At 53.9% G+C, this 26023-nt stretch carries 20 protein-coding genes and 1 pseudogene; 13 read left to right on the top strand and 8 right to left on the bottom strand.

The window, feature by feature from the left end; genetic code table 11:
- Positions 1 to 35: 35 nt before the first annotated feature.
- Together KRAC_RS63830 and KRAC_RS45195 are read right to left on the bottom strand one after the other, a co-directional pair.
- Positions 36 to 1988 carry a glycoside hydrolase family 30 protein gene (locus KRAC_RS63830; protein WP_007918864.1) on the bottom strand — a complete coding sequence of 651 codons (1953 nt, stop codon included), beginning with the start codon at positions 1986 to 1988 and terminating at the stop codon, positions 36 to 38.
- A gap of 367 nt (positions 1989 to 2355) precedes the next feature.
- Positions 2356 to 3429, bottom strand: a complete 1074-nt coding sequence (locus KRAC_RS45195; protein ID WP_007918863.1) for an LLM class flavin-dependent oxidoreductase — start codon at positions 3427 to 3429, stop codon at positions 2356 to 2358.
- Positions 3430 to 3743: 314 nt separating this feature from the next.
- On the opposite strand from KRAC_RS45195, the gene KRAC_RS45190 reads away from it, so the two are divergent.
- The 4 genes from KRAC_RS45190 (at position 3744) to hflX (ending at position 8299) form a co-directional block, all read left to right on the top strand.
- The gene (locus KRAC_RS45190; protein WP_007918862.1) at positions 3744 to 4907 is read left to right on the top strand and encodes a glycoside hydrolase family 172 protein; all 1164 of its coding nucleotides are present in this window, start codon (positions 3744 to 3746) and stop codon (positions 4905 to 4907) included.
- A gap of 323 nt (positions 4908 to 5230) precedes the next feature.
- Positions 5231 to 6388 (top strand): Rieske 2Fe-2S domain-containing protein, encoded by a 1158-nt coding sequence (locus KRAC_RS63825; RefSeq protein WP_007918861.1) that lies wholly within the window; start codon positions 5231 to 5233, stop codon positions 6386 to 6388.
- 104 nt (positions 6389 to 6492) lie between these two features.
- Positions 6493 to 6813 carry a MazG nucleotide pyrophosphohydrolase domain-containing protein gene (locus KRAC_RS45180; RefSeq protein WP_007918860.1) on the top strand — a complete coding sequence of 107 codons (321 nt, stop codon included), beginning with the start codon at positions 6493 to 6495 and terminating at the stop codon, positions 6811 to 6813.
- A gap of 169 nt (positions 6814 to 6982) precedes the next feature.
- Positions 6983 to 8299 carry a GTPase HflX gene (gene hflX, locus KRAC_RS45175; protein WP_007918859.1) on the top strand — a complete coding sequence of 439 codons (1317 nt, stop codon included), beginning with the start codon at positions 6983 to 6985 and terminating at the stop codon, positions 8297 to 8299.
- A 75-nt stretch (positions 8300 to 8374) separates the two neighbouring features.
- Here hflX and KRAC_RS80280 read toward each other — a convergent pair whose 3' ends face one another.
- Positions 8375 to 8548, bottom strand: coding sequence for a sigma-70 domain-containing protein (locus tag KRAC_RS80280; protein WP_157508158.1), 174 nt, complete (start codon positions 8546 to 8548; stop codon positions 8375 to 8377).
- Positions 8549 to 8793: 245 nt separating this feature from the next.
- Between KRAC_RS80280 and KRAC_RS45160 the strand changes: the two genes are divergently transcribed.
- The 4 genes and pseudogenes from KRAC_RS45160 to recD2 all read left to right on the top strand — a co-directional run bounded on the left by KRAC_RS45160 (position 8794) and on the right by recD2 (position 13905).
- On the top strand, positions 8794 to 9402 hold the full coding sequence (locus KRAC_RS45160; RefSeq protein ID WP_007904019.1) for an IS607 family transposase: 609 nt from the start codon (positions 8794 to 8796) through the stop codon (positions 9400 to 9402).
- Entirely contained in the window at positions 9371 to 10828 is a 1458-nt protein-coding gene (locus tag KRAC_RS45155; RefSeq protein WP_040447187.1) for an RNA-guided endonuclease InsQ/TnpB family protein, read from the top strand. Before KRAC_RS45160 ends, KRAC_RS45155 begins: the two co-directional genes overlap by 32 nt.
- Before the next feature lie 414 nt (positions 10829 to 11242).
- Positions 11243 to 11559, top strand: a pseudogene (locus tag KRAC_RS80275) (sensor histidine kinase).
- Between the two features lie 72 nt (positions 11560 to 11631).
- Positions 11632 to 13905: an SF1B family DNA helicase RecD2 gene (gene recD2, locus KRAC_RS45145; protein ID WP_007918855.1), complete on the top strand. Its 2274-nt coding sequence runs from the start codon at positions 11632 to 11634 to the stop codon at positions 13903 to 13905.
- Positions 13906 to 13993: 88 nt separating this feature from the next.
- On the opposite strand, the gene KRAC_RS45140 is transcribed toward recD2, so the two are convergent.
- Both KRAC_RS45140 and KRAC_RS45135 read right to left on the bottom strand, forming a co-directional pair.
- The gene (locus tag KRAC_RS45140; RefSeq protein WP_007918854.1) at positions 13994 to 14389 is read right to left on the bottom strand and encodes a PAS domain-containing protein; all 396 of its coding nucleotides are present in this window, start codon (positions 14387 to 14389) and stop codon (positions 13994 to 13996) included.
- 279 nt (positions 14390 to 14668) lie between these two features.
- Positions 14669 to 15511: a DUF4352 domain-containing protein gene (locus tag KRAC_RS45135; RefSeq protein ID WP_007918852.1), complete on the bottom strand. Its 843-nt coding sequence runs from the start codon at positions 15509 to 15511 to the stop codon at positions 14669 to 14671.
- 282 nt (positions 15512 to 15793) lie between these two features.
- Between KRAC_RS45135 and KRAC_RS45130 the strand changes: the two genes are divergently transcribed.
- Positions 15794 to 16504, top strand: a complete 711-nt coding sequence (locus KRAC_RS45130) for an O-methyltransferase (RefSeq protein ID WP_007918850.1) — start codon at positions 15794 to 15796, stop codon at positions 16502 to 16504.
- A 110-nt stretch (positions 16505 to 16614) separates the two neighbouring features.
- Entirely contained in the window at positions 16615 to 17094 is a 480-nt protein-coding gene (locus tag KRAC_RS45125; RefSeq protein ID WP_007918849.1) for an aminoacyl-tRNA deacylase, read from the top strand.
- A gap of 86 nt (positions 17095 to 17180) precedes the next feature.
- Here KRAC_RS45125 and KRAC_RS45120 read toward each other — a convergent pair whose 3' ends face one another.
- Positions 17181 to 19193, bottom strand: coding sequence for a S53 family peptidase (locus KRAC_RS45120; protein ID WP_157507903.1), 2013 nt, complete (start codon positions 19191 to 19193; stop codon positions 17181 to 17183).
- 302 nt (positions 19194 to 19495) lie between these two features.
- On the opposite strand from KRAC_RS45120, the gene KRAC_RS45115 reads away from it, so the two are divergent.
- On the top strand, positions 19496 to 19771 hold the full coding sequence (locus KRAC_RS45115; protein WP_007918845.1) for a hypothetical protein: 276 nt from the start codon (positions 19496 to 19498) through the stop codon (positions 19769 to 19771).
- 82 nt (positions 19772 to 19853) lie between these two features.
- Here the strand turns inward: KRAC_RS45115 and KRAC_RS45110 are convergent, their stop codons facing one another.
- Entirely contained in the window at positions 19854 to 20165 is a 312-nt protein-coding gene (locus tag KRAC_RS45110) for a YtxH domain-containing protein (protein WP_157507901.1), read from the bottom strand.
- Positions 20166 to 20454: 289 nt separating this feature from the next.
- The gene (gene uxaC, locus KRAC_RS45105; protein ID WP_007918841.1) at positions 20455 to 21876 is read right to left on the bottom strand and encodes a glucuronate isomerase; all 1422 of its coding nucleotides are present in this window, start codon (positions 21874 to 21876) and stop codon (positions 20455 to 20457) included.
- A gap of 234 nt (positions 21877 to 22110) precedes the next feature.
- Between uxaC and KRAC_RS45100 the strand changes: the two genes are divergently transcribed.
- Both KRAC_RS45100 and KRAC_RS45095 read left to right on the top strand, forming a co-directional pair.
- Entirely contained in the window at positions 22111 to 23916 is a 1806-nt protein-coding gene (locus KRAC_RS45100; RefSeq protein WP_007918840.1) for a M3 family oligoendopeptidase, read from the top strand.
- A 215-nt stretch (positions 23917 to 24131) separates the two neighbouring features.
- Positions 24132 to 25940 carry a M3 family oligoendopeptidase gene (locus tag KRAC_RS45095; RefSeq protein WP_007918839.1) on the top strand — a complete coding sequence of 603 codons (1809 nt, stop codon included), beginning with the start codon at positions 24132 to 24134 and terminating at the stop codon, positions 25938 to 25940.
- The last annotated feature ends 83 nt before the right edge of the window (positions 25941 to 26023 follow it).

The raw sequence follows: 26023 nt of genomic DNA, 5'->3' as shown, positions 1-26023 counted from the left end.
TCTCTCAAGAGAGTTGGATAGAGCGAGTGCATATTTTATTCCTCTTCCTCATGCCATGTAAAGGTAACTGCCGCGCCAGCAGGCAGTGTATATGAAAAGGTTTTGTGACCTACTTGAACCTGGAAAGTTGTTGCTCCAGCACTACTCGCGTTATGGTTGTAGACAACCAGCACGCGCGTGCCATCCCGGTTAAGAAACGCTACGTTCTCAAGGTTGCTACTGCTGGTGGTTGAGGCGATACGCCAGGCGCCAGCAGTGACAAATTTGCTGAAATGTCCCAGGCCATAATAGTCAGAGTTCTTGGTCACGCTTCCATCCGCGGCAATTGAGATGACGCCCCGGCATGTACCACATGATCCAGCTGTATCCAGGTGCGGATTACCGTTGGGATCAAGTGCCAGGCCCCAACGTACAACCGTTTTCGCACCATGGGTCGTTGAGCCAATTCCCAGTTCCATGACATCTTGAAGAGTCGCGGCGAAGGTGGGATTACTGTTGTTCTCCCACTGTCCTCCCGAACACTCGGTTTCGTAGATATCCTTCTGGCCGTAGAACTGGTCTTGCGCGCTGGGATCTCCACCATAGCAGTGGAATGCGATCCCATCCACGTACTTGCCAGCGGAGCTATTCAGGATGGCGCTGGGATATTCTGGCGTGTCCCAGTTGTGGTCAAAGGCCAGAATTTTGGTCTGAACATGACTCTGCTGGAAAGCACTTGCCAGGTTCGTGATGAAGTCCGCTTCATTGCCAATGGTCGTGTCGTTAGCGGTCTGGCTGGTTGCGGGCAGGAGCATAGTTGGCATATAGTTGCCGTTCTGCGGCTCGTTCTGTGGCGTGATCGCATAGATTGGAATGCCTTCGCGCTCATAGGCTTTGATGAAGGCAACGAAGTACTGCGCATAGGCCTGGTAATACTTCGGGTTTAGATATCCCTGGTTGATACTGGCGACGCCGGAGCCGCCATAGGAGAACTGGTTGAGCCCCGAACCCTGTACGTTGTCATCGACGGTAATGACGCCGCTCGCTGAGATAATATCGACGCGATCAGGGTTAATACCGTTCCAGTGCGCGCTGCTGTTCTGCTGGCCAGTGACCCGAACCTTCAGTGTATGCTGGCCCGCGCTCAGGACCGGACTGGTGTAGACCAGTGTGTTACCGGCATTGGTGGGCGCGTAGAAGTCAACCATCGTCTCGGAACCTCCATCAATGGAGAAGGCGCCGATGCCATGGTCTGTGCCGACGACACCATAGAACTTGATCTGTGTGCCATTAAAGGTAATGGACACATAGTCATTGGGCGTATTATCCCAGCTATTGCTCCCATCATAGAAGCCCTGATTTCCCCCATCGCAGTTGGTGCAATGGCCCCAACTATTTCCGGGTAGCTTCATCCACGCGGGCGGCGACCAGGGGGTTGCCATAATTTTGAGCTGGGGATTAATGCGCAGAGCCTCTTTCAAGAGTGAGGTAATGTGATAGCGATCATCCTGTGCAATCGAGAAATGGCTGAGCGTGGGATCTGTCTGCCCTGCAGGCATATCATCGTAGGTGTATTCTCCAACCCAATTCTTGCTTGCATCCAGGGGTGGTGCCAAATCAGATGATCCCATAGGCTGGCGCAAATAACTTAGTCCAATATCCTGGTGGGGATCAAAGAGCGTGCGCATTACCTGCTTTTGGTCAATATTGGACTGTGAGAGAACGACTGCCGACGATGCAGTCAGGGATGCGCCGAAACCGGTCATGCTCTGGTATTTTTGGTCTGTGTTGACGGTGATCGTAGGGGTATTGGGATCGGCGTGATTAGAGAAAGAAATAGCTGGCTGTTCTTTGAGCAGGTTGCCCTGATCAGGTGTTGTCAACCAGGCACGCGCATCCTGACTATCGGCGTATGCCCGCGAGGGATAACTGGCCGCGAGTGAGGCCACACTCAAAATAAACAGAGCGATGATGAGTGGGGAAGCAATTTTCTGTGTCAAGCGAGACATAGCATCCTCCTTGAAGAACGTCTCCTGGGGAGTGAGAGAGAGCATCCACGCATCTCTCGGTCATCTCTTTACTACAAAAGACATGATTTTTGCTGCTATATTGTTCTGGCGCACTACCTCCATAAAAAGAGTAATGTGTTTCGTATATAGAAAGAAAACACATCTGTATTTACTATTGTGTTTATGGGAGTGTAGCCGAATGAATATATTTTATCACCAAGAATAGTATATTTCCATTTATGAATAAAGATGGTCGTCCTGTTGCTTAACGTTTCGCGTCTGCGGCTCTCAAATACATAGAGAGTGTGGGCGTGTATGGCGGATGCTCGCTATACACGCCCACACTCTCTATGTATTGATTGATAGCTTAAGGACAGGTATTGACCAGGGGCGAAGCCGGGGTGGAGGGAGAGTCGGTCTCACGCCGGATGACAGGGGCGACTTTGGTGCCGAAAAGCTCGATGGCGTGCAGGATCTGGCGATGAGGCATTGCGTTAACACTGGCCTGCATAAGGAAGCGATGGTGTCCAAAGATAGCATGCTGTGCGAGGATCTTGTCGATGACTTCCTCTGGGCTGCCAACCACCAGGGCGCCTCGCGGCGAGCAGGCCGAATCGTATTCCCTCCGACCCATCCTGGGCCAGCGGCGCTCCACTGCCAGCTTGTTCATCATGGCGATATAGTATTGGGAGTGCTCATCTCTCGCCGCCTGCGAGGTATCGGCGATATAGCCATGCGAGTTGATGCCTACGGGCAAGGTGCTTGCGTCGTGTCCAGCGCGCTGGGCTGCGTCACGGTAGAGCTTGATGAGTGGTGCGAAACGTGCTGGTTCTCCTCCGATGATTGCCAGCGCCAGGGGCAGTCCAAGGGTTCCCGCGCGCACGACTGAGGCGGGGGTGCCGCCAACGGCAATCCAGACCGGCAATGGCTCTTGCTGCGGGCGTGGATAAACGCCGAGTCCATCCAGGGCGGGACGGTGCTTTCCAGACCAGGTGACATACTCTTCCTGGCGGAGGCGGAGCAGGAGATCAAGCTTCTCAGCGAAGAGCTCCTCGTAGTCATCGAGGTCATAGCCAAAGAGCGGGAACGATTCGATGAAAGAGCCGCGACCAGCCATGATCTCTGCGCGCCCCCCCGAGAGCAGATCGAGCGTCGCAAAGCTCTGGAATACGCGAACGGGATCATCTGAACTCAAGACCGTGACGGCGCTCGTCAGGCGAATCTTCTTTGTGCGCTCAGCGGCGGCAGCCAGCACGATCGCGGGCGTCGAGACAGCGTATTCAGGGCGGTGGTGCTCGCCAACTCCGAATACGTCGAGTCCGACCTGGTCGGCTAGCTCAATCTCCTCAATAAGGTTGCGTAAGCGTTGTGCCGGGCTTATCTTCTCCTCTGTTTGGGAGGTCGACGCAATATCGGCGAATGTATAGAAACCTAGTTCCATCAGAGCTCCTTGTGGGGCGATGCGTGGCGGAAATGCGCATAGTCCAGAATCTGTTAGCAGCATGCAGCCAGTTGAGTAGCATTTTCTTCTTTGCTAACTATTTGTTTGTTACTTACTTACTAATAATAGTATACGCCCAAAGGATCGTTGCGTCAAGCCTGTTTGGCTGTAGCGTCTACGGCGTTCAGGGTAGTGAGCTGAGACATTAAAAGGACTCTGGCCTTGTATATGTTAGTGTCTATGGTTTATTTGTATCGTTGTATGTGAGCATGCGATACTTGTCTGTAGACACATCAAAGGAAGGACGTAGAGATATGACAGATCATATTCAGTTTAACGGGCTTGGTATGGGGCTAGGCAATCTCTCCCGGCTCTCCAAAGCCAAAACGCGCTCAATCAGCGCCGAGAACTTCACTGGAGAGAAGGGCAAGGGGGGAATGGCGACCGAGGGAACGGGAGCTGCCAGCGCGCGTGATCTGGGTCAGGGATGGAAGGTCTCACCCTCAATTGCTATCCCGCCACGGAGCAGCGTGACGCTGGCTGAGATTGAGGGGCCAGGAGCCATCCAGCATATGTGGATGACAACCTTTCCGGGGAACTGGCGTAGCCTGGTCTTGCGCGCTTATTGGGATGGCGAGGAGAATCCCTCTATCGAGACTCCTTATGGCGACTTCTTTGCCAGTGGTTGGTGCGAACCTTGCCAGATTAACTCGCTGCCTCTCGCGGTAAACTCTTCGGGTGGCATGAACTCCTACTGGGAGATGCCTTTTCGTGCATCAGCGCGGATTACGCTTGAGAACCTGAGTGAAAGGGAGGTCGTTCTCTACTACCAGATCACTTATACTCTGACTGAGGTTCCCGAGGATGCAGCCTATTTTCATGCGCAATGGCGGAGAAGCAATCCTCTACCTTATAAGGAAGTGCATACGTTGCTGGACAATGTTCGGGGAATGGGTCACTATGTTGGTACCTATATTGCCTGGCAGAGCAATAATGCTGGCTGGTGGGGTGAAGGGGAGATGAAATTCTACCTGGATGGCGATAAGGATTTTCCTACTATCTGCGGAACTGGAACGGAAGACTACTTTGGCGGGGCCTGGTGTTTCCTGCGCCCCAGAAATGACTACGTGGTCTTCGATGGAGAGACACTGGGGCGCAGCTTTTTGGAATCGAAAGTAGATGCGCGCTCGACGGAGTATGGCACGTATTCTACGCCTTTCCAGGGCCTGCCCCAGGTCATACAGCCAGATGGTGTCTATCGTAGTCAGCAGCGGTTTGGCATGTACCGCTGGCATATTATGGACCCCATTCGCTTTGAAGAGGATCTGCATGTAACCATTCAGGGCTTAAGCTGGCGTCGTGGCGGGCGTTACTTGCCGCTACAGGATGATATTGCCTCAGTGGCCTACTGGTATCAAACGGAGCCGCATGTGCCTCATCCCGCTCTACCTGGAAGCGACGCTCTAGAGGTCATTTAACCCGCTGTGTAACTTCTGTACTCGACTTCTCGCGCCTGTGGCGCTCGTCCTGGTATGAGGGGTGGTGTGTGCTGGCAGCGCTAGCACACACCACCCCTCATACCATACCTCTGTGAGCCTGGTGGCGCGGAGGCCTGAAAGGAAGCAACCAAAGAGGGCTATACGGCTTCCCTATGAGGATATTCTCATAGTATTCTCATTTTTGGCTCATATAGTGAGGGATAATTGCAGTCCCTTTTAAACAAGCAAGAAAACTCAGCTTGCGGAACAGTTGTTTACCCTTTCATAAGATCCTCATGTCTTAACTGATCGGAGTCTCTTTGATGAAATCGACACATACACCATCATCTATAGCTGATAAATCTACGCTTCATATGTCTACTAGCCGGTCCGATACCCCTGCACTGTCAGGTGATAGGCCTTCACCCATTCGTGGGTGGATGCTTTTCCCTCAACGTTTGTTTCTGGGGGCGACCTTTGTGTATGCTGGTGTGCAAAAGCTCACGGATCCCCAGTTTTTTCACAAGGGGACGCCGGGTTATATTGGTAATCAAATTATCGGTTTTGCGCAGGGCTCGCCGTTGCATTTTATCCTGGTCAAAGTGGCGGTTTCGCATGCCGTATTATTTGGCTGGGCGGTCGCTTTAGGTGAGCTGGCCATTGGCCTGGGTACGCTGGTGGGATTATTCTTCCGTCCTGCATCTTTCTTCGGAATAGTCTTGAGTATTCTGTTCTTGTTAACGGCAAGCTGGCATGTCTATCCCTACTTTTACGGTGCGGACATCGTCTTTGCCTGGAGCTGGCTGACACTTTTTCTTGTGGGACCCGTTGGCACGGGACTTCCCACTCTCGACGGTTGGCTGCAGCGTGTGTTTTTCCCTCAAGGCGCAACCAGGCGAGGTCTGATTGTGCGTACCCTGGGTGTCCTGATTCTTGGCATGAATACCTGGCGTTCGGCAGAGCCAGAGACGTTTCGCAGAGGATCACAGCGGCGTTTTTCGGCATCGCAGCAGCAGCGTGAGAAGCGGCGTACCTTTCTGCAGGGCCTGGCTGTGGGGGGCGTAAGTATGGCTGGCCTGGCGTTTCTGGGTTCGGTGCTGCATGTTTTTGGTAGACCAGACACAACGACTGCGAGTGGTGGAACTGCTGGCGCGGGAAAAGCTGCTTCTGGTACGTCCATAGCCCAGGTCAAGGCGGTGCCTGTCAATAGCGCCGTGAATTTTACGATCCCCAGCACTGGTGATCCTGGTGTGCTCATTCACCTGTCAGAGGAGCAATTTGTGGCCTTCGATACGACCTGTACGCATGCAGGTTGTGAGGTAGGTTATGATCCAGGCAGCAAACTGCTGATTTGTCCATGTCATGGGGCACAGTTTGATCCAGCCCACCAGGCCGCAGTCATGCAGGGACCTGCCCAGCTGCCGCTAACAGCCGTCAAGATCCATGTTGATGCGGCAAGCGGCGCTATTATTCTCGATTAGACGGTGCCAGCAGATAAAATCGCCCAGAAGTAATTTGCACACGGTATTAATTGTGCTAGGATAGTTCGAGAATAGAGAAAACTATCTTTACGGAGAGTAATTTTATGGCACAATTGCCCGAAAAGCCTACATTGAGCGATCTACAAAGCTATGTTGCCGCCGTCTGCCAGGAGCGTGGCTGGACGAAGGATAGTCCCTCGGAGAAGTTTGTGCTGTTTATCGAGGAGGTCGGTGAGCTGGCCAAGGCTATGCGTAATGCGGCGGGATTATATGAAGAGAAGGCAAAGCAGCGCGATATTGACCTGGAAGAGGAGTTTGCCGATGTCCTGAGCTATATACTGGACCTGGCAAATACCTTTAATATTGACCTGGAGAAAGCTTTCCGGGCGAAGGAGCAGGTCAACGAGACTAGAGTCTGGGAATAGCGCCTGCCCATAGAGAGTATGTATGCGCCCCTGGTAGCCTATGGCTACCAGGGGCGCATACATACTCTCTATGACCAAGCTCTTTATGGAACTCCTCTCTTCTCCTCGGCGTGATGTTTCTATGATTTGTGTTGTCATAGAATTTTGGTCGAAGAGAGGGAAAGAAGAGATGTCGCAACGAGAAGGCAAGCAAACTACAGGCGGAGAAAAAGAGCGTGCGTTTCTTATAGCTGTTGATACAGGCAATGAAGAGCAGCTCTTGAGTGTTGAAGATTCTTTGCAAGAGCTGGCAACGCTGGCGCAAACGGCTGGTGCAGAACCTGTGGGTATGATGACGCAGAAATTGGAGCATCCTGATTCGGCGACTTATATAGGAAAGGGCAAACTTGAGGAACTCAAGGCGTTAGAGGGGCAGTTGGCATTCGATGTTGTTGTGGTCGACGATGAGCTTCGTCCGGCCCAGCAGCATAACCTGGAAGATCAATTACATGCCCGTGTGATTGATCGAACAGAGCTTATCCTGGATATCTTCGCGCAGCATGCACGCACACGCGAGGGCCTGCTCCAGGTCGAACTGGCACAGTTGGCCTATCGCTTACCTCGCCTGAGTGAGCATGCTATTAACTTTTCTCGCGTAGGTGGTGGAACGCTAGGGGGTGCGATAGGTGTGCGTGGTCCCGGTGAAACAAAGCTGGAGATAGATCGGCGGCGTATTCGACGCCGTATGAGTGAGATCAAACGTGAGCTTGAAGCGGTGCGCCAGCATCGCCAGGTGAGCCGCCAGCAGCGCGCTTCACATGCGCTACCAGTCGTGGCCGTGATTGGTTATACTAACGCGGGGAAATCAACCCTCTTTAATGCCCTGACCGACGCGAATGCGCTCGTCGAGAATAAGCTCTTCGCGACTCTCGATCCGACGACGCGTCAGCTGACGTTGCCAAATAACCAGGAAGCCTTGCTCACTGATACCGTTGGTTTCATCCAGAAACTGCCTACAGACCTGGTCGCAGCTTTCCGCGCCACGCTCGAAGAGGTGACGGATGCCGATATCTTGCTAGAAGTCGTTGATATCAGCCATCCTAATATGCATGAGCAGCATGAGGAGGTGCTGCGTACACTCAAAGATTTGCATGCCGAGCATTTACCACGTATCACAGCCTTGAATAAAATAGACTTGCTAGGTAAAACACCGCAGGTTGATACGTCATTTTTCCCCGATGCGGTAGCCATCTCAGCCTTACAACGGCAAGGATTGGATACGTTATGCGAGAAGATGTCCCAGGTGCTGGCAGTAAATATGGTGCCGATCTGTGTGACTGTGCCGTATGACAGAGGGGAATTAGTTGATCTCTTCCACCGTAAGGGGCATATTGAGCAGGAGCTACATGAGGAAGAGGGGACGCTGATTGTGGGGCGCCTCCCATACAGCCTGCGTGGACAATATCTGCCCTACCTTTGCGCGGTTCCTGCTCATGTCCATGTGTAGTGAAGCTGCTCTCCAATAGAGGCACGCATTTGTTGATGAGCCATTGTCTCGCCAGGTACTGCGGTAGAGGGATCATCAAGCATATTGCTCAGCGAGATCTCGCTCTCGTCCTCGAGAGGCGTGTCCAGGCTGAGTGCATGTTGCTGGTGTTGCAACAAGCTCACGTGTGGTCTCGATATCCATTCCCATGGCTTGCGCAAGCTCCTGAATATCAGGTTCACGCCCCAGCTCCTGGAATAAGAGGTGTATCTATCTCAGTTTCAACTGGAAGCTGGTTATTATCTTGTTCCTCCTCCCCCTCTTCCAAAAACCACTCTTCTGGCGAGTCACTGGTTGGCCTCTCATCCTGAGGCGTAATGGTGGAATATGAGAGAGGAGATATCTGTGTCTGCTGTGTTTGTTCTGAAACATGAGGTATCCATTTTGTATAAGCAACCATCACAAAGTATCATCATCTCTTGCATATCTCAAGCAGATAGAGTAAACTTGGATGTATGAAGTTATCGAGTTATGCCAAGAAGATTGGGATCAGTTATAACAGCGCCTGGCGTATGTGGAAACGCGGCCAGATTCCCGGCTATCAATTGCCCACCGGCACCGTGATCATTGATCCGCCAGAGCTTCGCTCGGTTCCGGTCCACGCCGTCGCTGTGTATGCTCGTGTTTCAAGCAGCGAAAACAAAGACAACCTGGAAAGGCAAGCCGAGCGGCTGGTGACCTGGTGCAATGCCCAAGGCTGGTCGGTCAGCAAAGTCGTCAAAGAGTGCGGCAGTGGCATCAACGATCAGCGGCCCAAGTTTCTGGCGCTGCTGGCAGATCCCAAAATCGGGCAGATCGTGGTTGAACACAAAGATCGCGCTTCTCGCTTTGGCGTGGCCTATATTCAGACCTTGTTGGCTATGCAAGGACGGAAACTGGTCATCGTCAACACCGCTGATACCGCCGAAGATGATCTCATGGGCGATTTTATCAGCATCATTCCCTCGTTTTGCGCTCGTCTTTATGGTCGCAGACGAGCCAAACGCAAGACGGAACAAGTGCTAGCGGCTTTGCAGCAGAATGGACCCGCCCGTGAGCAAGAAGCCCCAAAAAGCCTCGCTTGATGAGAAAAAAAAGCGCAAGCGCAAAAAGAAGACGAAGCAGACCATCACTCGAGCGGTGACCCATATCCGTCTCATTGAGGCCAATCCTGGCAAACTTGAGGCGCTCGATCAGCTTGTGGCGGTTTACTTGCCGCTGTGCCAACAGTACACCACCCTGTTTTGCGAGGCCGAGACAAGCCCGGACAAGTACCAAGAAACCGTCTTCAAAACCGATCTTTCCGACCGCTTGCATCGAGTGGCAATACAGCAAGCCGCAGGCATTGCCAAAAGCGTTCGCACGAATCGAGCGAACGCCTATCAGGCATACCTGGAAGATGTGGCTGATTACGCTCAGGCCAAGGCCAAAGCTCAGGCGGAAGGCCGGATGTCCGCCTTCAAACGCCGCGAACCGACCTGGACCGAATGGGATCTCCCTGTGCTGCGTGTGCCAGTCATCCAAGCCAATGTCAACGTGGTGGTGGTCGAGAAGTCGGAGGACTCCACGTTCGACTACTGGCTGCGCGTGTCCACCTTAGATGTCGGGAATCCGCTTCGAGTCCCAGTCAAACTCGCCTCCTATCACAAACGAGCACTCGAAGGCCGCACGCTCAATGCATCCACAACACTTCACAAGCGCAATGGAGTCTGGTGGCTGACGCTCTCCTTTGACGAGGACGTTCCTCTTCAAACCAAGCCTGATGCCCCTACAGTAGGCGTCGATGTGGGCATTGCCCATTTCCTCACGACCTCCACCAATAAAGAGTATGGCAGTTTTCATGGCAAGATGGCCCGACAGCACAAGCACGATCGGGAAAAGCGTCGCCGCAAGGCGAAACTGCGAGCCTGTCTGGAAAAGAAAGGCGTCCCAAAGGGCAAGCTTCCTTCGACAAGTTCTGAAACGTCGCAACGCTTGAGCCGTCACGTCAAGCAAGAGATCAACCGGGCGGTCAATGCGTTGGTCAAAGATCATCGAGATGCCAGACTCATTTATGAGGACCTCAATGTGGCCTCGATGCGCTTCAAAGCAAGGGTGATGAACAGTTATCTGTATGCTTCTCACCTGGGGCATATCCCAGAGCAGCTGGCCTGGGCCGCCGCCAAACAGGGCATGGCAGCCCACACGGTCCGAGCCGCCTATTCCTCTCAGGAATGCCCCCGCTGCCATTATGTCGATCGCGCTAATCGGCCGAACCAGAAAACCTTCAAGTGCCTGGTCTGTGGTTACGCAGACCAGGCCGACCGCAAAGCCGCACAGACGCTCGCGGGACGCTGGGGGGATCGGAAACTGGCGGCATGTCGCTCGACCTCGGAGGTCAAGGCGCTCCTCATGACGCGGCATGAAGCGTGGAAACAGCAGAATCAGCAGAGGATCCAGGATGCCGGGCCTCCCGTCCAGTTGAGCTTCTGGGATCCCCCAGAGATGTTCCTGGAATCATCTCACGAGTGAGCATCTCTCAGTAGAGAGAGGTGCATAGGATGCTCGTAGTGCATCCTCCCGCCTAGTCCGCTGTTTGGTAAACAGGCGTAGGTTAAAGTGAGAAGGATAATCATTGCAATAGATGGTTATGCTTTGATCAACTATGACATTGAATCTCCTTGAAAATCATCAAAATTCTTCATGGTAAGAAGGTGTTGCGCCAGTAGAAAAGCGAACGCATAAAAAATGCAAAGAACGAGTGTCCAGGAGCTCTTCTCGCTAAGACGAAGAGCTCCTAGAAGCGCTGCTTAACAGCTATGATGGGGCGATATATTCAGTCAAATGTTCAGTGGTAAAAGGGAGGCAGATATGAAAACGTTCTATATATATAGTTTATTCCATATCTGCAACTCTTTTTTTGTATGAGATCGCATTGAGCAGGTTTTGCATAACTTGATCTCGAATGCCTTGAAATACAGCCCGGCTGATGCGGAGGTCAAGGTAGAGGTAACGCGCTGCCAGCAGGGGAAGCGCAACGAGGTGGTTGTAGCAGTACATGACAAGGGCCGGGAATCTCTCAAGAAGATCAAACGCACCTCTTCGAGCGCTTTGATCGTGCCCATCATGAGCGCGATAAAGTAGAGGGATTGGGCTTAGGGCTCTATATCACTCATGCCATTATCTCCCAGCATAGAGGCCGAATCTGGGTTGAAAGTCAACCGGGTCAGGGGAGTAGCTTTTATTTCTCGCTCCCTTATTAGTGGCGTGAACTTTCTCCTGGCTGTGCTATACTGTTTGTATCACTCTTTGGCGCAAAAGAAAGCAAAAGTGGCATGCCATCCTTCGATTCCGAACAGCTAGAATCGCATAACAACCAATCCCCCCAACCCAAACGCGAGTATATCCAGGGAACTGTCGAGCGTGTGACGTACCACGCGGAAGACTCAGGCTATACCGTCGCGCGCTTTCACGTTCCTGGACGGCGTGACCTGGTGACGGTCGTTGGTCGCTTTCCTGCGATCGCCGCCGGACAGAGCCTGCGCCTTACCGGTTTCTGGCGCGAGCATCCCAAGTATGGCGAGCAATTTCAGGCGCTCTCCGCCCAGGAGACGAAGCCCGCTACCCTGACCGGCATTGAAAAATACCTGGGGAGTGGACTTATCAAGGGGATTGGACCCGTGACGGCGAAACGCATTGTGGCCCACTTTCAGCTTGATACATTGGAGATAATTGAGCAAGCATCAGCGCGTCTGGTGGAGGTGCCTGGGATTGGGGCCTCGCGCGCGCAGAAGATCGCCAGCGCCTGGGCGGCACAAAAAGCCATTAAAGAGGTCATGATCTTCCTCCAGGGGCATGGCGTCTCCCCCACCTATGCCGTGAAAATCTATAAGCAGTACGGCGACGAGGCCATCGAGATCGTTTCCAGGAATCCCTATCAACTTGCCACTGATATTTATGGCATAGGTTTTATAACCGCCGATACCATTGCGCGCAACCTGGGAATCGCTCCTGACGCGGATTTTCGTTACCAGGCGGGAATCCTGCATATTCTCGGCCAGGCCTCGGACGAGGGGCATTGTTTTCTGCCAGAAACGGTCCTTGTCGAGCGCAGTGTAGAACAACTGGCCCTGCCTGAGTTTCCCGTTGCCGCCGAGCGCATCCTCGCCCTGCTTGGGAGCATGGTGGAGGCGCAGGAGCTTATCGCCCAGGCGGGCTATGAGGACCTGGCGCAGGAGCGCATCTATTACTCACCAGCCTTTTACCATACTGAGACTGCCCTGGCGCGGCGTCTCTCCGCCTTTGTGCGTCATCCAGTGGAGGTGGACCAGGTGCGTGTCCAGCGCTGGATCGAGGGATATACGCAGAAGAAAGGCATCGAGCTTTCAGAGGAGCAGCGTCATGCGGTGGAACTGGCCGCCTCCTCACGCCTGCTCGTTCTAACCGGCGGGCCTGGCTGTGGCAAGACGTTTACCACGCGCACCATTGTGGCCCTGTGGAAGGCCATGGGGAAGTCGCTGCTACTGGCTGCCCCCACGGGACGCGCGGCCCAGCGCCTCGCGGAGGTCAGTGGGCACGAGGCGAAGACTGTGCATCGCCTGCTCGCGTTTGATCCTAAGACGATGGGCTTTCGCCATAATGAGGAGAATCCTCTGGTGGTAGATGTCCTGGTCGTAGACGAGGTCTCGATGCTGGACCTCTTCCTCGCTCACTCGCTTTTCAAGGCCCTGCCGCCTCATGCCCAGATCTTGCTGGTAGGAGACAGTGACCAGTTACCAAGCGTGGGGCCAGGCATGGTGCTCTACGATATGATTGCCTCACGCCAGGTGCCAGTGGTGCGCCTGACCTCGGTCTTCCGCCAGGCGGCGGAGAGCCATATCATTATGAATGCGCATCGTATCAACGCTGGCCAGTTCCCTCAACTCACCCCTACAACCAGGTTTAGCGCTTCAGACTGCTTATGGCTGGAGGCGGCGGAGCCTGAGTTGGGAGCGGAAGGCATCGCGCACCTGGTGCAGCAGTACCTGCCCGCGCACGGAATCGATCCGGTACGCGAGGTCCAGATACTCTCGCCCTCTACGCGGGGCGATGTCGGTACCCGCCAACTCAACGCCTTTTTGCAGGAACTGCTCAACCCACGTCGGCACGGAGTTGCAGAGCTTGCACGTGGTAGTGGCTGTCTGCGTGTGGGAGATCGCGTCATCCAGCAGGTCAATGACTACCAGCGCGAGGTCTTTAATGGCGACCTGGGCACGATTAAGGCCATTGATGTGGAGGAGCAAGAACTGGTGGTGCAGTTTGCCGAGCGTGAGGTGCATTATGACTATGCAGACCTGGGCGAACTCTCCCTGGCCTGGGCCATAACCATTCATAAATCGCAGGGCAGTGAATATCCAGTCGTTATCCTGCCCCTCTTTACGCAGCACTATATGCTCTTAAGTCGTAACCTGCTCTACACCGGCCTGACACGCGCACAGAGGCGTGCTATTCTTGTTGGCCCTACAAAGGCGATTGGTATGGCCGTCAATCGCATCCTGGATCGTAAGCGCTACACTGCTCTCGCGGATCGCCTCAAAGGAATGCCAGAGACCACGTTCGAGGCATCATAAAACAGGGCTGCACTCAAGCATATGGTAGTTTTGGAGGCTTTGATGTAATGTCTCAAGGTAGGAGTTACAAGGAGGCAGAAGCGATCTTCTAGCCTAGAGGGAGCTCACGACAGATTAAGAGCACAGAGCGAATCGTGCCATCATCCTGGTAGAGGGGAGTCCCCAGCACATGCACAAAATGAGTTTTTTTATCAAAAGTGCGGATAAACACATCCATTGCTCTGGGTCCCGTCAACACTTCGCCACGAAAGACATGGCTTTGCGGCCAACGTGTATCAGGTAAGAGACGCCCTTGCTCGTCATAGATTTCAAAGAGCGGGCCATTTTGCCATGCCTGCTCAAGGGGAAGGCCTTCTGGCAGGGATAGTAAATGATAAGCCTCCCGGTTCATATGACATAGCCCATTATCCTCGACGATAAATATGGCATCTTTCAGTGTGTTCAGGAGCACATCCCGTTGTTGATCAGTGGCGGGTTCTCTCACACGTTGCTCCCTTCTACTACACACGCACACAACTATGTCTCGCTTAGAGCACGAAGCTTGGAGGCCAAAAAGTTTCGCTATGACCATGTTTAGGTACAATGTAACATGTAATACGCCTACACATACGTTACATATACAATAATCGACAGTTATTAAGCATAAGAGAGGGTATTGGATGCTATTTTTCGGGATGGATATCGCGGTCTCCTCCACAAGCAAAAGAGCCGGGGTATCCCGGCTCTTTTGCTTGTATGGGTTTGTCTATGCTTGACAACAAAATTATACGTTGATGTCCCAGATGGTTTGTCCACTCTCCATAATATCGTTGTCAAACAGGAAGGTGAATTGTTTCTGGTTGGCGGGCACCTGATAGACGAGGTCACCTCTGATTTTATCACCGGTGGCAACCTTGCCATCAGGTGGCTGGGAAACGCTAGAGCTCAGGAAGGCGTTCTTGGCCTCGGTTCCATCAGCCTCTCTTAGTTTAAAGTTGAGCAGGCTACTGATGATCTGCTCTTTAGCGCTAATATTGTGTGTCGTGACATTGATGATAATAAAAATATTGCCATTGTCGGGCTTGAGAAAGTCCTCGCCGTTAGAGGTCTTCACAGAATTAACGGTGACCTCCCATGTATCGCCCGTTTTGACAGTCTGGCCTACCGTATAATGTTTTCCGTTCCCTGATGACTGATTTGTATCGGGTGTGCTTCCAGTATTCGTATTGTTGTTGCTGCTAGTGACAGTACTGGTAGCGCTTGTGATAGTGTTAGAGGCGCGGAACGCGAATGCGCTGATGACGCCGCACGCTACCAGTACGAGTAGTAGGACAACGCCTCCAATCGCCAGTCCCTTGCCAAGACCGCTCTTCTTTGGCGGTTGCTGAGGATAAGGTGGATAACCTGGCTGTGGGGCATAGGGCGAATAGGGTGCCTGCACCTCTGGCTGAGGATAGGGTGGATAGGGCTCATGTTGTTCAGACTGTGGCGAATACGATGAATAGGGTGCCTGCGGATCAGGCTGTGGGGGATAAGGCGCGTAAGGTGCCTGAGGTGGATAATCAGGCTGTGAGCCCTGATAGGGCGGTTGATAGGGTTGTTGTGGGTATTGTGGATAATCGCTCAAGAGAATTAGCCCTCCATAGTATGAATGTGGTCTCTAGAGGTATAAACGAACCAGCCTACCAATTGTACAACGTGGGTTCTACTTGTTTATAGGTAATAGCTATGAAAAGCAATGTTTAGTACCCAACCTTGCTTTTCATGGCGTCGAAACAAGCCAGAACCTGACCCATTTTTTGCCTGATTTCGCGAATATATTTTATACTTGCCTTAGGTAAGAGGGAGTTCAAGATTGTAGGCTTCCTTCAAGTCGTATATCGTCCTACTGGAGGGAGAAAGAAATTATATGTCTTCTGTATCTCTTAATGATGAGCAGCTTCGTCGCGAGGCTGAGACTCGCGCTTTTGTCGATCACGAATTGCAGCAGCGCTTCGCGCCGGAAGATGACGCTTTGCGTAATTCACTCCTGCGTGCGCAGGGCGCAGGGGTTCCCGCGGGGCAGGTTTCGCCCCTGCAAGGGAAGCTGTTACAGGTCCTGGCGCTGACCTGTGGCGCGCGTCGCATCCTCGAAATTGGATCGATGGCGGGATATTCAGGAATCTGGCTGGCGCGTGCGCTTCCCGCGGGAGGAAAGCTGATCTCGTTGGAGGTCAATGACAAGCATGCTGAGCTGGCGCGTGCGAATCTGGCAGAAGCGGGTCTGGCAGAACGGGCAGAGGTACGTGTAGGGTCTGCTCTTGAGCTTTTGCCAGCGCTGGTCTCCGAGGCGCCCTTCGACCTGATATTTATCGACGCGGATAAGCGCAATAATCCACAGTACCTGGAATGGGCGCTCAAATTGAGCCGCCATGGCTCCTTGATTGTGGCAGACAATATTGTGCGCAATGGGCAGGCTTTTCAGGCATCGCCTCCTGATGAGAGCGCCGCTGGTGCTGCGGCCTACAATCGTATGATTCTTGAACATCCACAGTTAGTGAGCGTGGCCTTCCCCCATGACGATGTCAATAACGGTATTGACGGTTTCTCTATCTCTGTAGTGCAAAGCAAGGACGCTTGAGGCTATACAAGGTACAGCTACGCCTCCATTTTATACTGATATTGCCCGCCTCAGATAGACAGTAAATATGTGCAAGTGCTTTTCAGTAGCTGAGAAATGGAGGTGTTTCAATGCAGTGTAAAGAGAGACTGGAGAGCTATCTTCAGGAACAGCATGTGCCTTTTCATGAGCAGCAGCACGAGCGGGTCTTGAGCGCTCAGCAGATTGCGGAGTGCGAGCACATTTCGAGTAAGAAGGTTGCCAAGGAGGTCATTGCCTTTGCCGATGGTAAGATGATCGAACTGTCACTTCCTGCTTCATGTTATGTGGATCTTGAAAAAATTCGCGCAGCGCTGGGGGCTAAAGAGGTGCTCCTGGCACAGGAGAAAGAGCTGGCCGATGCCTTTCCAGATTGTGAAGTTGGCGCTATGCCTCCCTTTGGGAATCTCTACGGCTTACCCGTCTATGTCGAGAAGAGCCTGACAACACAGGAGGAGATTACCTTTCCCATCGGGACACATACAGAAACCATGAGCGTGCGCTATGCTGACTTTGCGAACCTGGTACACCCTCATGTCATGGAGTTTGCGCGCTCTAGCTCGGCAGTCTAGTAGTCAGTAATAGAGAGTGTGGTGGTGGGCTGGTATAACCAGCCCACCACCACACTCATGCTTTTTATGCCCGCATAGAGGACATGCTACCAGTTAGGGCCATAGCCGGGGTAGCCGTTATTCCCACCAGGATAAGGGTAACCGCCACCGGGGTAGCCCGGATAGCCAGTGTTGCCACCATTCGTAGATCCGCTGGTATTGGGGTTACAGTTGTTATAGCGATATCCGCGATGATAGCAAGGAGGATTGGTATTGCCGCCAGTGTTACCACCGGTATTGGTGCTACCGCTGCCGCTGGTATCTCCACCAGTGTTACCACCAGTATTGGTGCTACCGCTGCCACTGGTGTCGCCACCAGTAGTCGTGCCAGTGCTGCCGCCGCTGGTTGTGCTACCACTCTTAGCTGCGAGATCGCGAGCGATATTCCAGGCGTCGGGGGTACCCATGCCAGTGGCCATGTCGTAGCCCTGCTTGGCATTGTAGTACAGGTTATTGCCGCTGGTGACGTCGTGGTAGGGGGCATACTGCTGCTGATTTTTGTACAGGCTATACAGCGCCTCGTGCCCACTGCCCAGGGTTGGCTTATTCTGAGCTTGTAGGTACTGGTTGACGTTGGTAGCGATACCAGCCCAGAGAGGGGCCGCAGCACTGGTACCACCAACAATGTCCCAGTGACCCTGAATGTAGAGTGAGTAGCCGCTATTAATATCGGCGTCTGCCGATACATCGGGCACAGCACGTTTAGCATTCGACTGCACACCATCCTGGTAGGCTGGACGGCTGAAGTGCTGGCTGATACCGCCACCACCACCGCCGATGCGCTGACCGCTTGGAGAGCTCCACGCCGACTCGCTGGCATAGGTGTTATCGCTATTGATGCTCAGTTTAGTACCACCCACACCCACGACATGGGGATCGCCGGCGGGATAATCGACGTTGAGCTGTTTGTCGTCACAGCCATAGGCCCCAGAGTCGCCTGAAGCAGCGAAGAAGGCCTGTCCCTGGGCCACGCCCTGTTTGAAGACGTTGTCCATGGCGTCGACGAGGGCTGTGCCGGTATCGCGCTCACACTGACCCCAGCTAATGCTAATCACCTTGGCGCTATTGTCGCTGACAATGCGGTTATAGATATCCAGGGCACCATTCGCGCTGTTAGGACCAATGTAAACCTTCTGCGTCGCCTGGGGCGCGATAGCCGAGAGGACCTCCATATCCAATTCAACCTCGAGTGCGCCGCTGCCCGCCGTATTTCTGGCGCCATCAATCAGCACATTTGAATATTTGGTTGAACCAAGATTGTAATGCTGAAGGTATGTATTCACATTGCTGGGAGTGTAGCCATCCAGCTCGAAGAGCGCCACTGTCTGACCCTTCCCATTGTAACCTGCGTTCAAGAGTGGGTTAACATTATATGCCGCACGCAGCTCGGTTGGCGTATAGCCACCAACGGGACCGCTGCCAGGGACGGTGCTGGCACGAGGCGCGAACTGGGCGAAGTGACGATAATGGGCGATAGAGTCCAGGCCCGAGACGTGCAGGATCACGTCACCCAGCTCAGCAGGCACTGATGGCTCATCTGTAGGTGCATAGACTACCTGCCCATCGATCTGGTAATCCGAGATCGAGACAGCGAAGGCCTTCTCTGCATTCTCCATGCTTCCGCTCATGCTGATCAGCTGATGATTGGAAGAAACGTTGTCTATGCTTAAACCATTAGCCCGCAAATAATCGCTTACGCGCTCAATAGTCTGTTCATCGGGTGCGAAATGTTCCGTAAAGTATTCTGGCGTAATATAACGGTGATACAAGGACGAATGGGGATCATTCTGTGCGGCTATCAGTGCATCCAACTGTGCCTCATTACGCAGGCGAAGTGAGACTGCAAGGTGCATGCTTTGATGACTATCCGCGGCGTGCATTGGCTTATACTGCTTCAGCACTGGAGCAATATGTCCCCGCATCGTATAACGGGGCGCAGACTTGGCATGAGCTGCTGTTCTCTGGGCCGCAATCATGGCGGTAACCAGTAGGAGCAGCATCATGAATGTAGCTGGGAAAGTCCATTTCCATGAAGTCGACTTCGTGTTCCTCCTCCGCATAGTGCCTCGCTTCCTAACCATAAACAGACTTCAAGAGGTCGCAACACAACGTTTCTACACACACCGGCCAGCCAGAAGGGCTGGCTCAAGAGCATATGTTTCTTATAGCTGTGCCTTGTCTACAGGATACATTGATATATCTTGATACACAATGAAATAAAAAAATAACAGCACAAAAGTACTAATAGAAATTTTTGCATGCCTGAGAGTGTGAATGTAAATCTTGCTTCTGCCCAGAATATAAGGTATGCTTACATTGTTATTTTGGTACGTTGGTAAAAAGATGGCAAAAGGAGAATCGTATGGAGCAGGCAGACAAAAGGCATGGTAATCAGGATATCGTGGTAGAGCGTGTGCAAACAGGTATGCGCATGGAGAAGCGTATGGTGAAGGTTCTCAAAGGGCTTGCGGAGTATCTGGATATGTCACTTGGTGATCTTATGGAGGGCATTGTCCTGCACGCCTTTGCTGGTGAGGCACCCTTTGGTCCACAAACCCAGGCGCAGATTCAACGCTTGAAGGAGGTCTACGGCATGGAGTATGGAGCCGATGCCAGCCACCACCTGCGCGAGGAATAAGACCAGACACAAATAGTGAAATTCACAAAGTATGTAGGGTCCGTGCATGCACGGACCCTACATACTTTGTGAATTTCACTATTTAGCGCTCAAAGCGCTTATCGGGCCGTCTCTTAATATCAGGTTCAGGTGGGGTGATGACAGTATGGGGAGTGGGCTCCTCTTTCGGCATGAGCGATGGACCCTGTCCCATTGTCGAAGTCTGTTCTGTTAACCCTGCTCCACGTTCCATACGTGGTTCCTGGGAGAGCGAGACCTGGCTTTCACCCTCCAGACTCTTTGGCTGGTTCAGGAAGCGCTCGCTTAGCATACGGCGCATCTCTTCACCTTTCCTTGGGGCGACGAGCAGACCTACACCAACGCCAACGAGAATGCCATTCATGAACTTACCCACAATAATGCCCCTTTCTCTAAGTATTACCTGCCAATGCTCCACGCAAGCTCTTTCTATAAAGACCTCCTTCTCATGGAGCCCTCACTTCAAGTGACACGTAGAGAAAGCGGGAAAAGTTCTATGACTTCTCGCCACTACGTGGCTCGCAGGGTTAGAGTGTGTGGGGTGGAAATGCCGCAGGCATTTCCACCCCACACACTCTAACCCTGCAAAGCGTCGCAGATGCTGAGATCGTCTTCTGAAGAGCGGAGCGGCGTAGTTACGCTCTGATTGAGAGGTAAAGGCCCCTTTATATCTTCAGTTTATAGGCCTTTTTGGCCAAGTCATAGGCCAGGTCTACTATCATTTCAGCGGCGTCCTCTTCATCAATGATGCCTCGTACCACCAGACCAGCCAGCCAATCCGCGCTGGCGCGCCGCCACAAGTCATGGCGCGCTGGAATAGAGGGATAGGCACGGGTATCGTCATTAAAGCCCACCGTATTGTAGATGCCAGCCGTCTCTATAACGTTATCGAAGAAGCGGCGGATACCATTCAGGCTATCAAAAAACCACCAGGGAGGCCCCAGGTGCAGGGCTGGATAGTGCCCTGCCAGCGGCGCGAGTTCCCGGCTATACGTGCTCTCATCGAGATTGAAGACAATCAAGGTCAGGTCGCGCTCGCGTCCAAAGGCGTCGAGCAGGGGCTTAAAGTTATGCGTAAACTCGCTCGCCGTCGGAATGTCAGCGCCCATATCGGCTCCAAAACGCTCATGAAGCAGAGCGTTATGGTTACGATAGCTGCCGAGGTGCAGTTGCATGACGAGACCATCTTCGACACTCATGCGAGCCATTTCAATGAGCATATGGCCCGTAAAGCGGCGTGCGTCATCAGCCGAGGCCTCACCCTGTAAGGCGCGCTGGAAGATACGCTCGGCCTCGGCCTCACTCAGGCGTTCGGTATAGGTAGAGGTTGCACCGTGGTCTGTGGCGGTAGCCCCCATCTCCTTAAAGAAGCGCCGCCGCTGCTCAAGCGCGGCGATGTAGGAGCGATAGCCGCTAATCTCGCTAGCCGAGACCTCGCCCAGGCGTTCTATACTGGCCGCGAAGTGCTGGTTATCGATATTGACCACCGCATCAGGGCGGAAGGTAGGGATGACGCGTCCGCTCCAGTCAGACTGGCGAATGGCTCGGTGATGATCCAGGGTATCCGTAGCGGCGTCGGTGGTCGCGAGCACTTCAATGTGAAAGCTCTCAAACATCTGGCGCGGCTGAAAGACTGGACTATGCAGCTTCTCTTCAAGGAGATCATAGATTTTTTGCGCATTGGCGGAGTTCATTTTCTCCTCAATGCCAAAGATATTGCGTAGCTCGTCGCGCAGCCAGAGGCTGGAGGGCGTGCCACGGAAGAGATGCCAGTGGTCGCAGACGGTCTGCCAGATCTGGCGATGATCGGGCGGGGTGAAGTGGCTTTCTTGTGCCTTGGGAGTTATACCCAGCTCCTCTAGCGAAATACCCTGGGAGTAGAGCATACGGAAAATATAGTGATCGGGGATAATCAGGAGGTCGACAGGGCTCCCCCAGCTATAGCTGCTTGCGGCAAGCATCGCTGGATTGACATGGCCATGAACGCAGACAAGTGGCAGATCCTTGACCTGTGTATGTAAATTCAAAGCAACCCGGCGTTGCGCAGGATCAGGCAAGAAGAAGCGTTCTTCCTGGAGTTGCATCATTGTTTCTCCTTCTTTACGACATTCTCTAGAAATTTGGACTCACCGTTTTACAGTTTTACAGCTTTACAGTTTCCAGGAAAACACATATTTCGCCAATGTGCAAGCCGCACTGCATTGCGAAGTGGTCTGTTTACTACATACAGAAGCGAAAGAACTTGTAGGGGTCCATGCAGATCGCGAGGCCTCCATGCTACAATAGCAGTATTGAGGACGGAAAAGGAGATATGACCGTACGTGACTACTACACAGAAGCTTCCTAATTGGGATATGACCGTGATCTATCCTGGCCTGCAAGCGCCTGAGTTTGAGCAGGGCTTTGCCGCAGGGATACGCGAGATCGATGAGCTGGCCGCGCTCTTCGATCAGTACCAGGTGGCCGAACGCCCGGCGCTGGTGGTAGATGATGCCCTGGCGCAGGTCTTTGAGGCCGTGCTGGCGCGCTACAACGAGGTGCTGGAGCGTAGCGAGACCCTATTTACCTACATCAATTGTTTTGTAGATACCAATTCGGAGGATACGCTGGCTCAGGCGAAGCTGAGTGAGCTGATGAACGCCTATGTGCGCCTCTCGCAGTTGGGGACGCGCTTCACGGCCTGGATTGGCTCGCTGGATGTGGAGGCACTACTCGCCAAATCCGAGCAGGCGCGTCAACACGCGCATCTCTTGCGCCGCGCCCAGATTCAGGCGCGCCACCTGATGTCGCCCGCCGAGGAGATGCTGGCCTCTGAGCTGAATGTGAGTAGTGGCCTGGCCTGGAGCCGCCTGCATGGCAACCTGACCTCGCAGCTCAAGGTAACGCTGGAGCTAGAGGGCGAGACGAAAGAGTATCCCATGAGTACCGTGCGTAACATGTCATACTCTCCGGATCGCGAGGTGCGCAGACGCGCCCACGAGGCCGAGCTGGCTGCCTGGAAGAGTGTGTCTGTTCCCCTGGCGGCCTCGCTGAATAGCATCAAGAACGAGACAAATGTGCTGGCGGATAAGCGTGGCTGGTCCTCCGCGCTGGAGGCGACGCTCTTCCTGAATAGCATCGATCAGCAGACGCTGGACGCCATGCTGGAGGCGGCTCGTGAGTCCTTTCCAGATATGCGGCGCTACCTGAAGGCCAAGGCGCGTGCCCTGGGCCTGGAGAAGCTGAGCTGGTATGATCTGAACGCGCCCATCAGCAAGAGCGAGAAGAACTGGTCGTATGAGGCGGCGAGCCGCTTCATTGTCGAGCAGTTTGGCAGCTTCTCGGAGCGGCTGGCGGACCTGGCGCGGAGCGCGTTCAACGAGAACTGGATCGATGCCGGGCCGCGTCCAGGCAAGGTCGATGGAGCCTACTGTGCCGGGCTGCGGCGTGGAGAGTCGCGCATCCTGGCGAACTACTCTCCCTCCTACGAGAGCATGAGCACGCTGGCACACGAGCTGGGCCATGCCTATCATAATCTGAATATGCGTGAGCGCACGGCTCTACAGAGCGGCTCGCCCATGACTCTGGCGGAGACAGCCAGCATCTTCTGTGAGACTATTATCCGCAACGCCGCGCTCAAGGACGCCAATAAGCAGGAGCAGATGGCTATTCTCTCCTCGTCGCTCCAAAGCTCGTTCATGGTCGTAGTAGACATCACCAGCCGCTTCCTCTTTGAGCAGGGCGTCTTTGAGAAGCGTAAGCAGCGTGAACTCTCGGTGGATGAGCTGAACAACTTGATGCTGGATTCCCAGCGCCAGACCTATGGTGATGGCCTGGATGAGGCCGTGCTGCATCCCTACATGTGGGCGGTCAAGGGGCACTATTATAGCAGCGATTTCCCCTACTATAACTACCCCTACATGTTTGGCCTGCTCTTCGGCCTGGGTCTCTACGCACGCTACCAGCAAGATCCCGAAGCCTTCAAGCAGGGCTATGACGAGTTGCTCTCCTCAACCGGCATAGCGAACGCAACCGAGCTGGCAGCTCGCTTTGGCATTGATATCCGCTCCAAAGACTTCTGGCGCTCCAGCCTGGCCATTGTACGCCAGGACATCGAGCGCCTCGAAGAGCTAGTTGATACCCTCTAGTCTTGAGTAAGGTGGGAGTGTGGTGCTGGTTAGCAGCCTATAGGCTGCTAACCAGCACCACACTCCCATATGCTCCCTATCCTTGAGCACCACACGTCCTTACCCTATGCGAAGCACCGCAGGTAGTGAGGAGGAAGGTGGATATGCGCTGGGTGTGGACAGGTGCTACAATACTCTCATCCCCATTGTTCCATTTTTAGAAGGAGAGAGAGTTCGTGTCAACAACAACAGCATTGCCGCATTGGGACATGACGGTGGTCTATCCCGGGTTGGACTCGTCGGAGTTCGCTCAGGGGCTGAGCCAGGTCTTACAACATATTGATGAGCTAGCGAGCTTCTTTGCTGAGAAGCAGGTGCAGGCCTTACCGGCCGCTCCGGTGCTCGATGACGCCTTTGTGCGTGACTTTGAGCAGGTCGTAGCGCGCTACAATGCCATGAGCGACGAGGTACGTACCATCTCTGTCTATATCAGTAGCTTCGTCAATACCAACTCGCAAGACGACCTGGCCCAGGCGAAATATAGCGAGTTGCAGCGCGGCCTGACGTTGTTGGCGCAACAGGCTACCCGTTTCACGGCCTGGATTGGCTCGCTCGACGTTGAGGCGCTAATTGAGCGCTCGCAGGTAGCCCGAGATCACGCCTTCCCGCTGCGTAAAGCATATAAGCAGGCACGCCACCTGATGTCGCCCGTTGAGGAGGAGCTGGCCTCTGAACTCAATGTCAGTAGCGGCTCGGCCTGGACCAAATTGCATGGCAATATTTCTTCCCAACTTAATGTGCCGCTGAAGATCGATGGCGAGACGAAGAGCTATCCCATGAGTGCCATTCGTAACATGGCCTTTAGCGAGGAACGCGACCTGCGCAGGCTTGCCTACGAGGCCGAACTGGCCGCCTGGAAGAGCAACGCGGTCCCCCTGGCCGCGGCGCTTAACAGCATCAAGAACGAGGTCAACGTGATCTCGCGCCGTCGCCAGTGGGAGTCGCCGCTGGAGGCTTCGCTCTTTGATAGTAGCATTGATCGTGAGACGCTTGACGCCATGCTCTCGGCGGCGCGTGCCTCTTTTCCCGATTGGCGACGCTATCTGCGTACCAAGGCGCGCCTGCTGGGCCTGGAGAAACTGGCCTGGTACGACCTCTTCGCTCCAGTGGCACGGGAGAGCAAGGTCTGGGAGTTCGCCGAGGCCAGCAACTTTATCATTGAGCAGTTTGGGAGCTACTCGCAGCGCCTCTCGGACTACGCGGCGCGTGCCTTCCGCGAGCGCTGGATCGATGCCGAGCCTCGGCCTGGCAAGCGTGATGGCGCGTATTGTGCCTCCCTGCGCGCTGATGAGTCACGTATCCTGGCTAACTTCAAACCAGCCTTTGCTGGCATGAGCACGCTGGCGCACGAGTTGGGACATGGCTACCACAACCTGAACATGCTCAAGCGTACAGCCTTGCAGCGCCGACACCCCATGACCCTGGCGGAGACGGCCAGCATCTTCTGCGAGACTATCATTCGCCACGCCGCCCTGGGCCAGGTCGAACCCTCCGAGCAGATCGCCATTCTGGAGGCCTCGCTTCAGGGCTCATGCCAGGTTGTGGTAGATATTACCAGTCGCTTCCTCTTCGAGCAGAACGTCTTCGAGAAGCGTCAGCGTCGCGAACTCTCAGTCGATGAGCTAAACGAGCTGATGCTGGATTCGCAGCGCCAGACCTATGGCGCTGGCCTGGATGAAGCCATGCTGCACCCCTATATGTGGGCGGTTAAGGGCCATTACTACAACACGGGTCGCTCCTACTATAACTACCCCTACATGTTTGGCCTGCTCTTCGGCCTGGGCCTCTATGCGCGCTATCAGCAGCAGCCGGAGGAGTTCAAGCAGAGCTATGACGACCTGCTCTCCTCAACCGGCATGGCCAGCGCCGCCGAGCTAGCCCAGCGCTTCGGCATCGATATCCGCAGTGAGTCCTTCTGGCGCTCCAGCCTCGACATCACCCGCCAGGATATCGACCTCTTCGAACAACTGGCAGCGCAACGATAAGATCTAATTAATTCCCCTGGTAAGTGGTGTAGTGCAGATTGGCAGTCACCTGCACTGCACCACTTACCAGGGCGAGCGTCGTA

It is taken from the genome of Ktedonobacter racemifer DSM 44963, assembly GCF_000178855.1.
GTDB lineage: Bacteria > Chloroflexota > Ktedonobacteria > Ktedonobacterales > Ktedonobacteraceae > Ktedonobacter > Ktedonobacter racemifer.
The sequence above is the reverse complement of the archived record's forward strand: the minus strand, read 5'-3'. Positions and strand labels throughout refer to the sequence as shown.

Bases quoted from the DNA above. Each gene is read 5' to 3' on its own strand.
- KRAC_RS63830 (WP_007918864.1), bottom strand. From the start codon at position 1,988: ATGTCTCGCTTGACACAGAAAATTGCTTCCCCACTCATCATCGCTCTG.
- KRAC_RS45195 (WP_007918863.1), bottom strand. From the start codon at position 3,429: ATGGAACTAGGTTTCTATACATTCGCCGATATTGCGTCGACCTCCCAA.
- KRAC_RS45190 (WP_007918862.1), top strand. From the start codon at position 3,744: ATGACAGATCATATTCAGTTTAACGGGCTTGGTATGGGGCTAGGCAAT.
- KRAC_RS63825 (WP_007918861.1), top strand. From the start codon at position 5,231: ATGAAATCGACACATACACCATCATCTATAGCTGATAAATCTACGCTT.
- KRAC_RS45180 (WP_007918860.1), top strand. From the start codon at position 6,493: ATGGCACAATTGCCCGAAAAGCCTACATTGAGCGATCTACAAAGCTAT.
- hflX (WP_007918859.1), top strand. From the start codon at position 6,983: ATGTCGCAACGAGAAGGCAAGCAAACTACAGGCGGAGAAAAAGAGCGT.
- KRAC_RS45160 (WP_007904019.1), top strand. From the start codon at position 8,794: ATGAAGTTATCGAGTTATGCCAAGAAGATTGGGATCAGTTATAACAGC.
- recD2 (WP_007918855.1), top strand. From the start codon at position 11,632: ATGCCATCCTTCGATTCCGAACAGCTAGAATCGCATAACAACCAATCC.
- KRAC_RS45130 (WP_007918850.1), top strand. From the start codon at position 15,794: ATGTCTTCTGTATCTCTTAATGATGAGCAGCTTCGTCGCGAGGCTGAG.
- KRAC_RS45125 (WP_007918849.1), top strand. From the start codon at position 16,615: ATGCAGTGTAAAGAGAGACTGGAGAGCTATCTTCAGGAACAGCATGTG.
- KRAC_RS45120 (WP_157507903.1), bottom strand. From the start codon at position 19,193: ATGCGGAGGAGGAACACGAAGTCGACTTCATGGAAATGGACTTTCCCA.
- KRAC_RS45115 (WP_007918845.1), top strand. From the start codon at position 19,496: ATGGAGCAGGCAGACAAAAGGCATGGTAATCAGGATATCGTGGTAGAG.
- uxaC (WP_007918841.1), bottom strand. From the start codon at position 21,876: ATGATGCAACTCCAGGAAGAACGCTTCTTCTTGCCTGATCCTGCGCAA.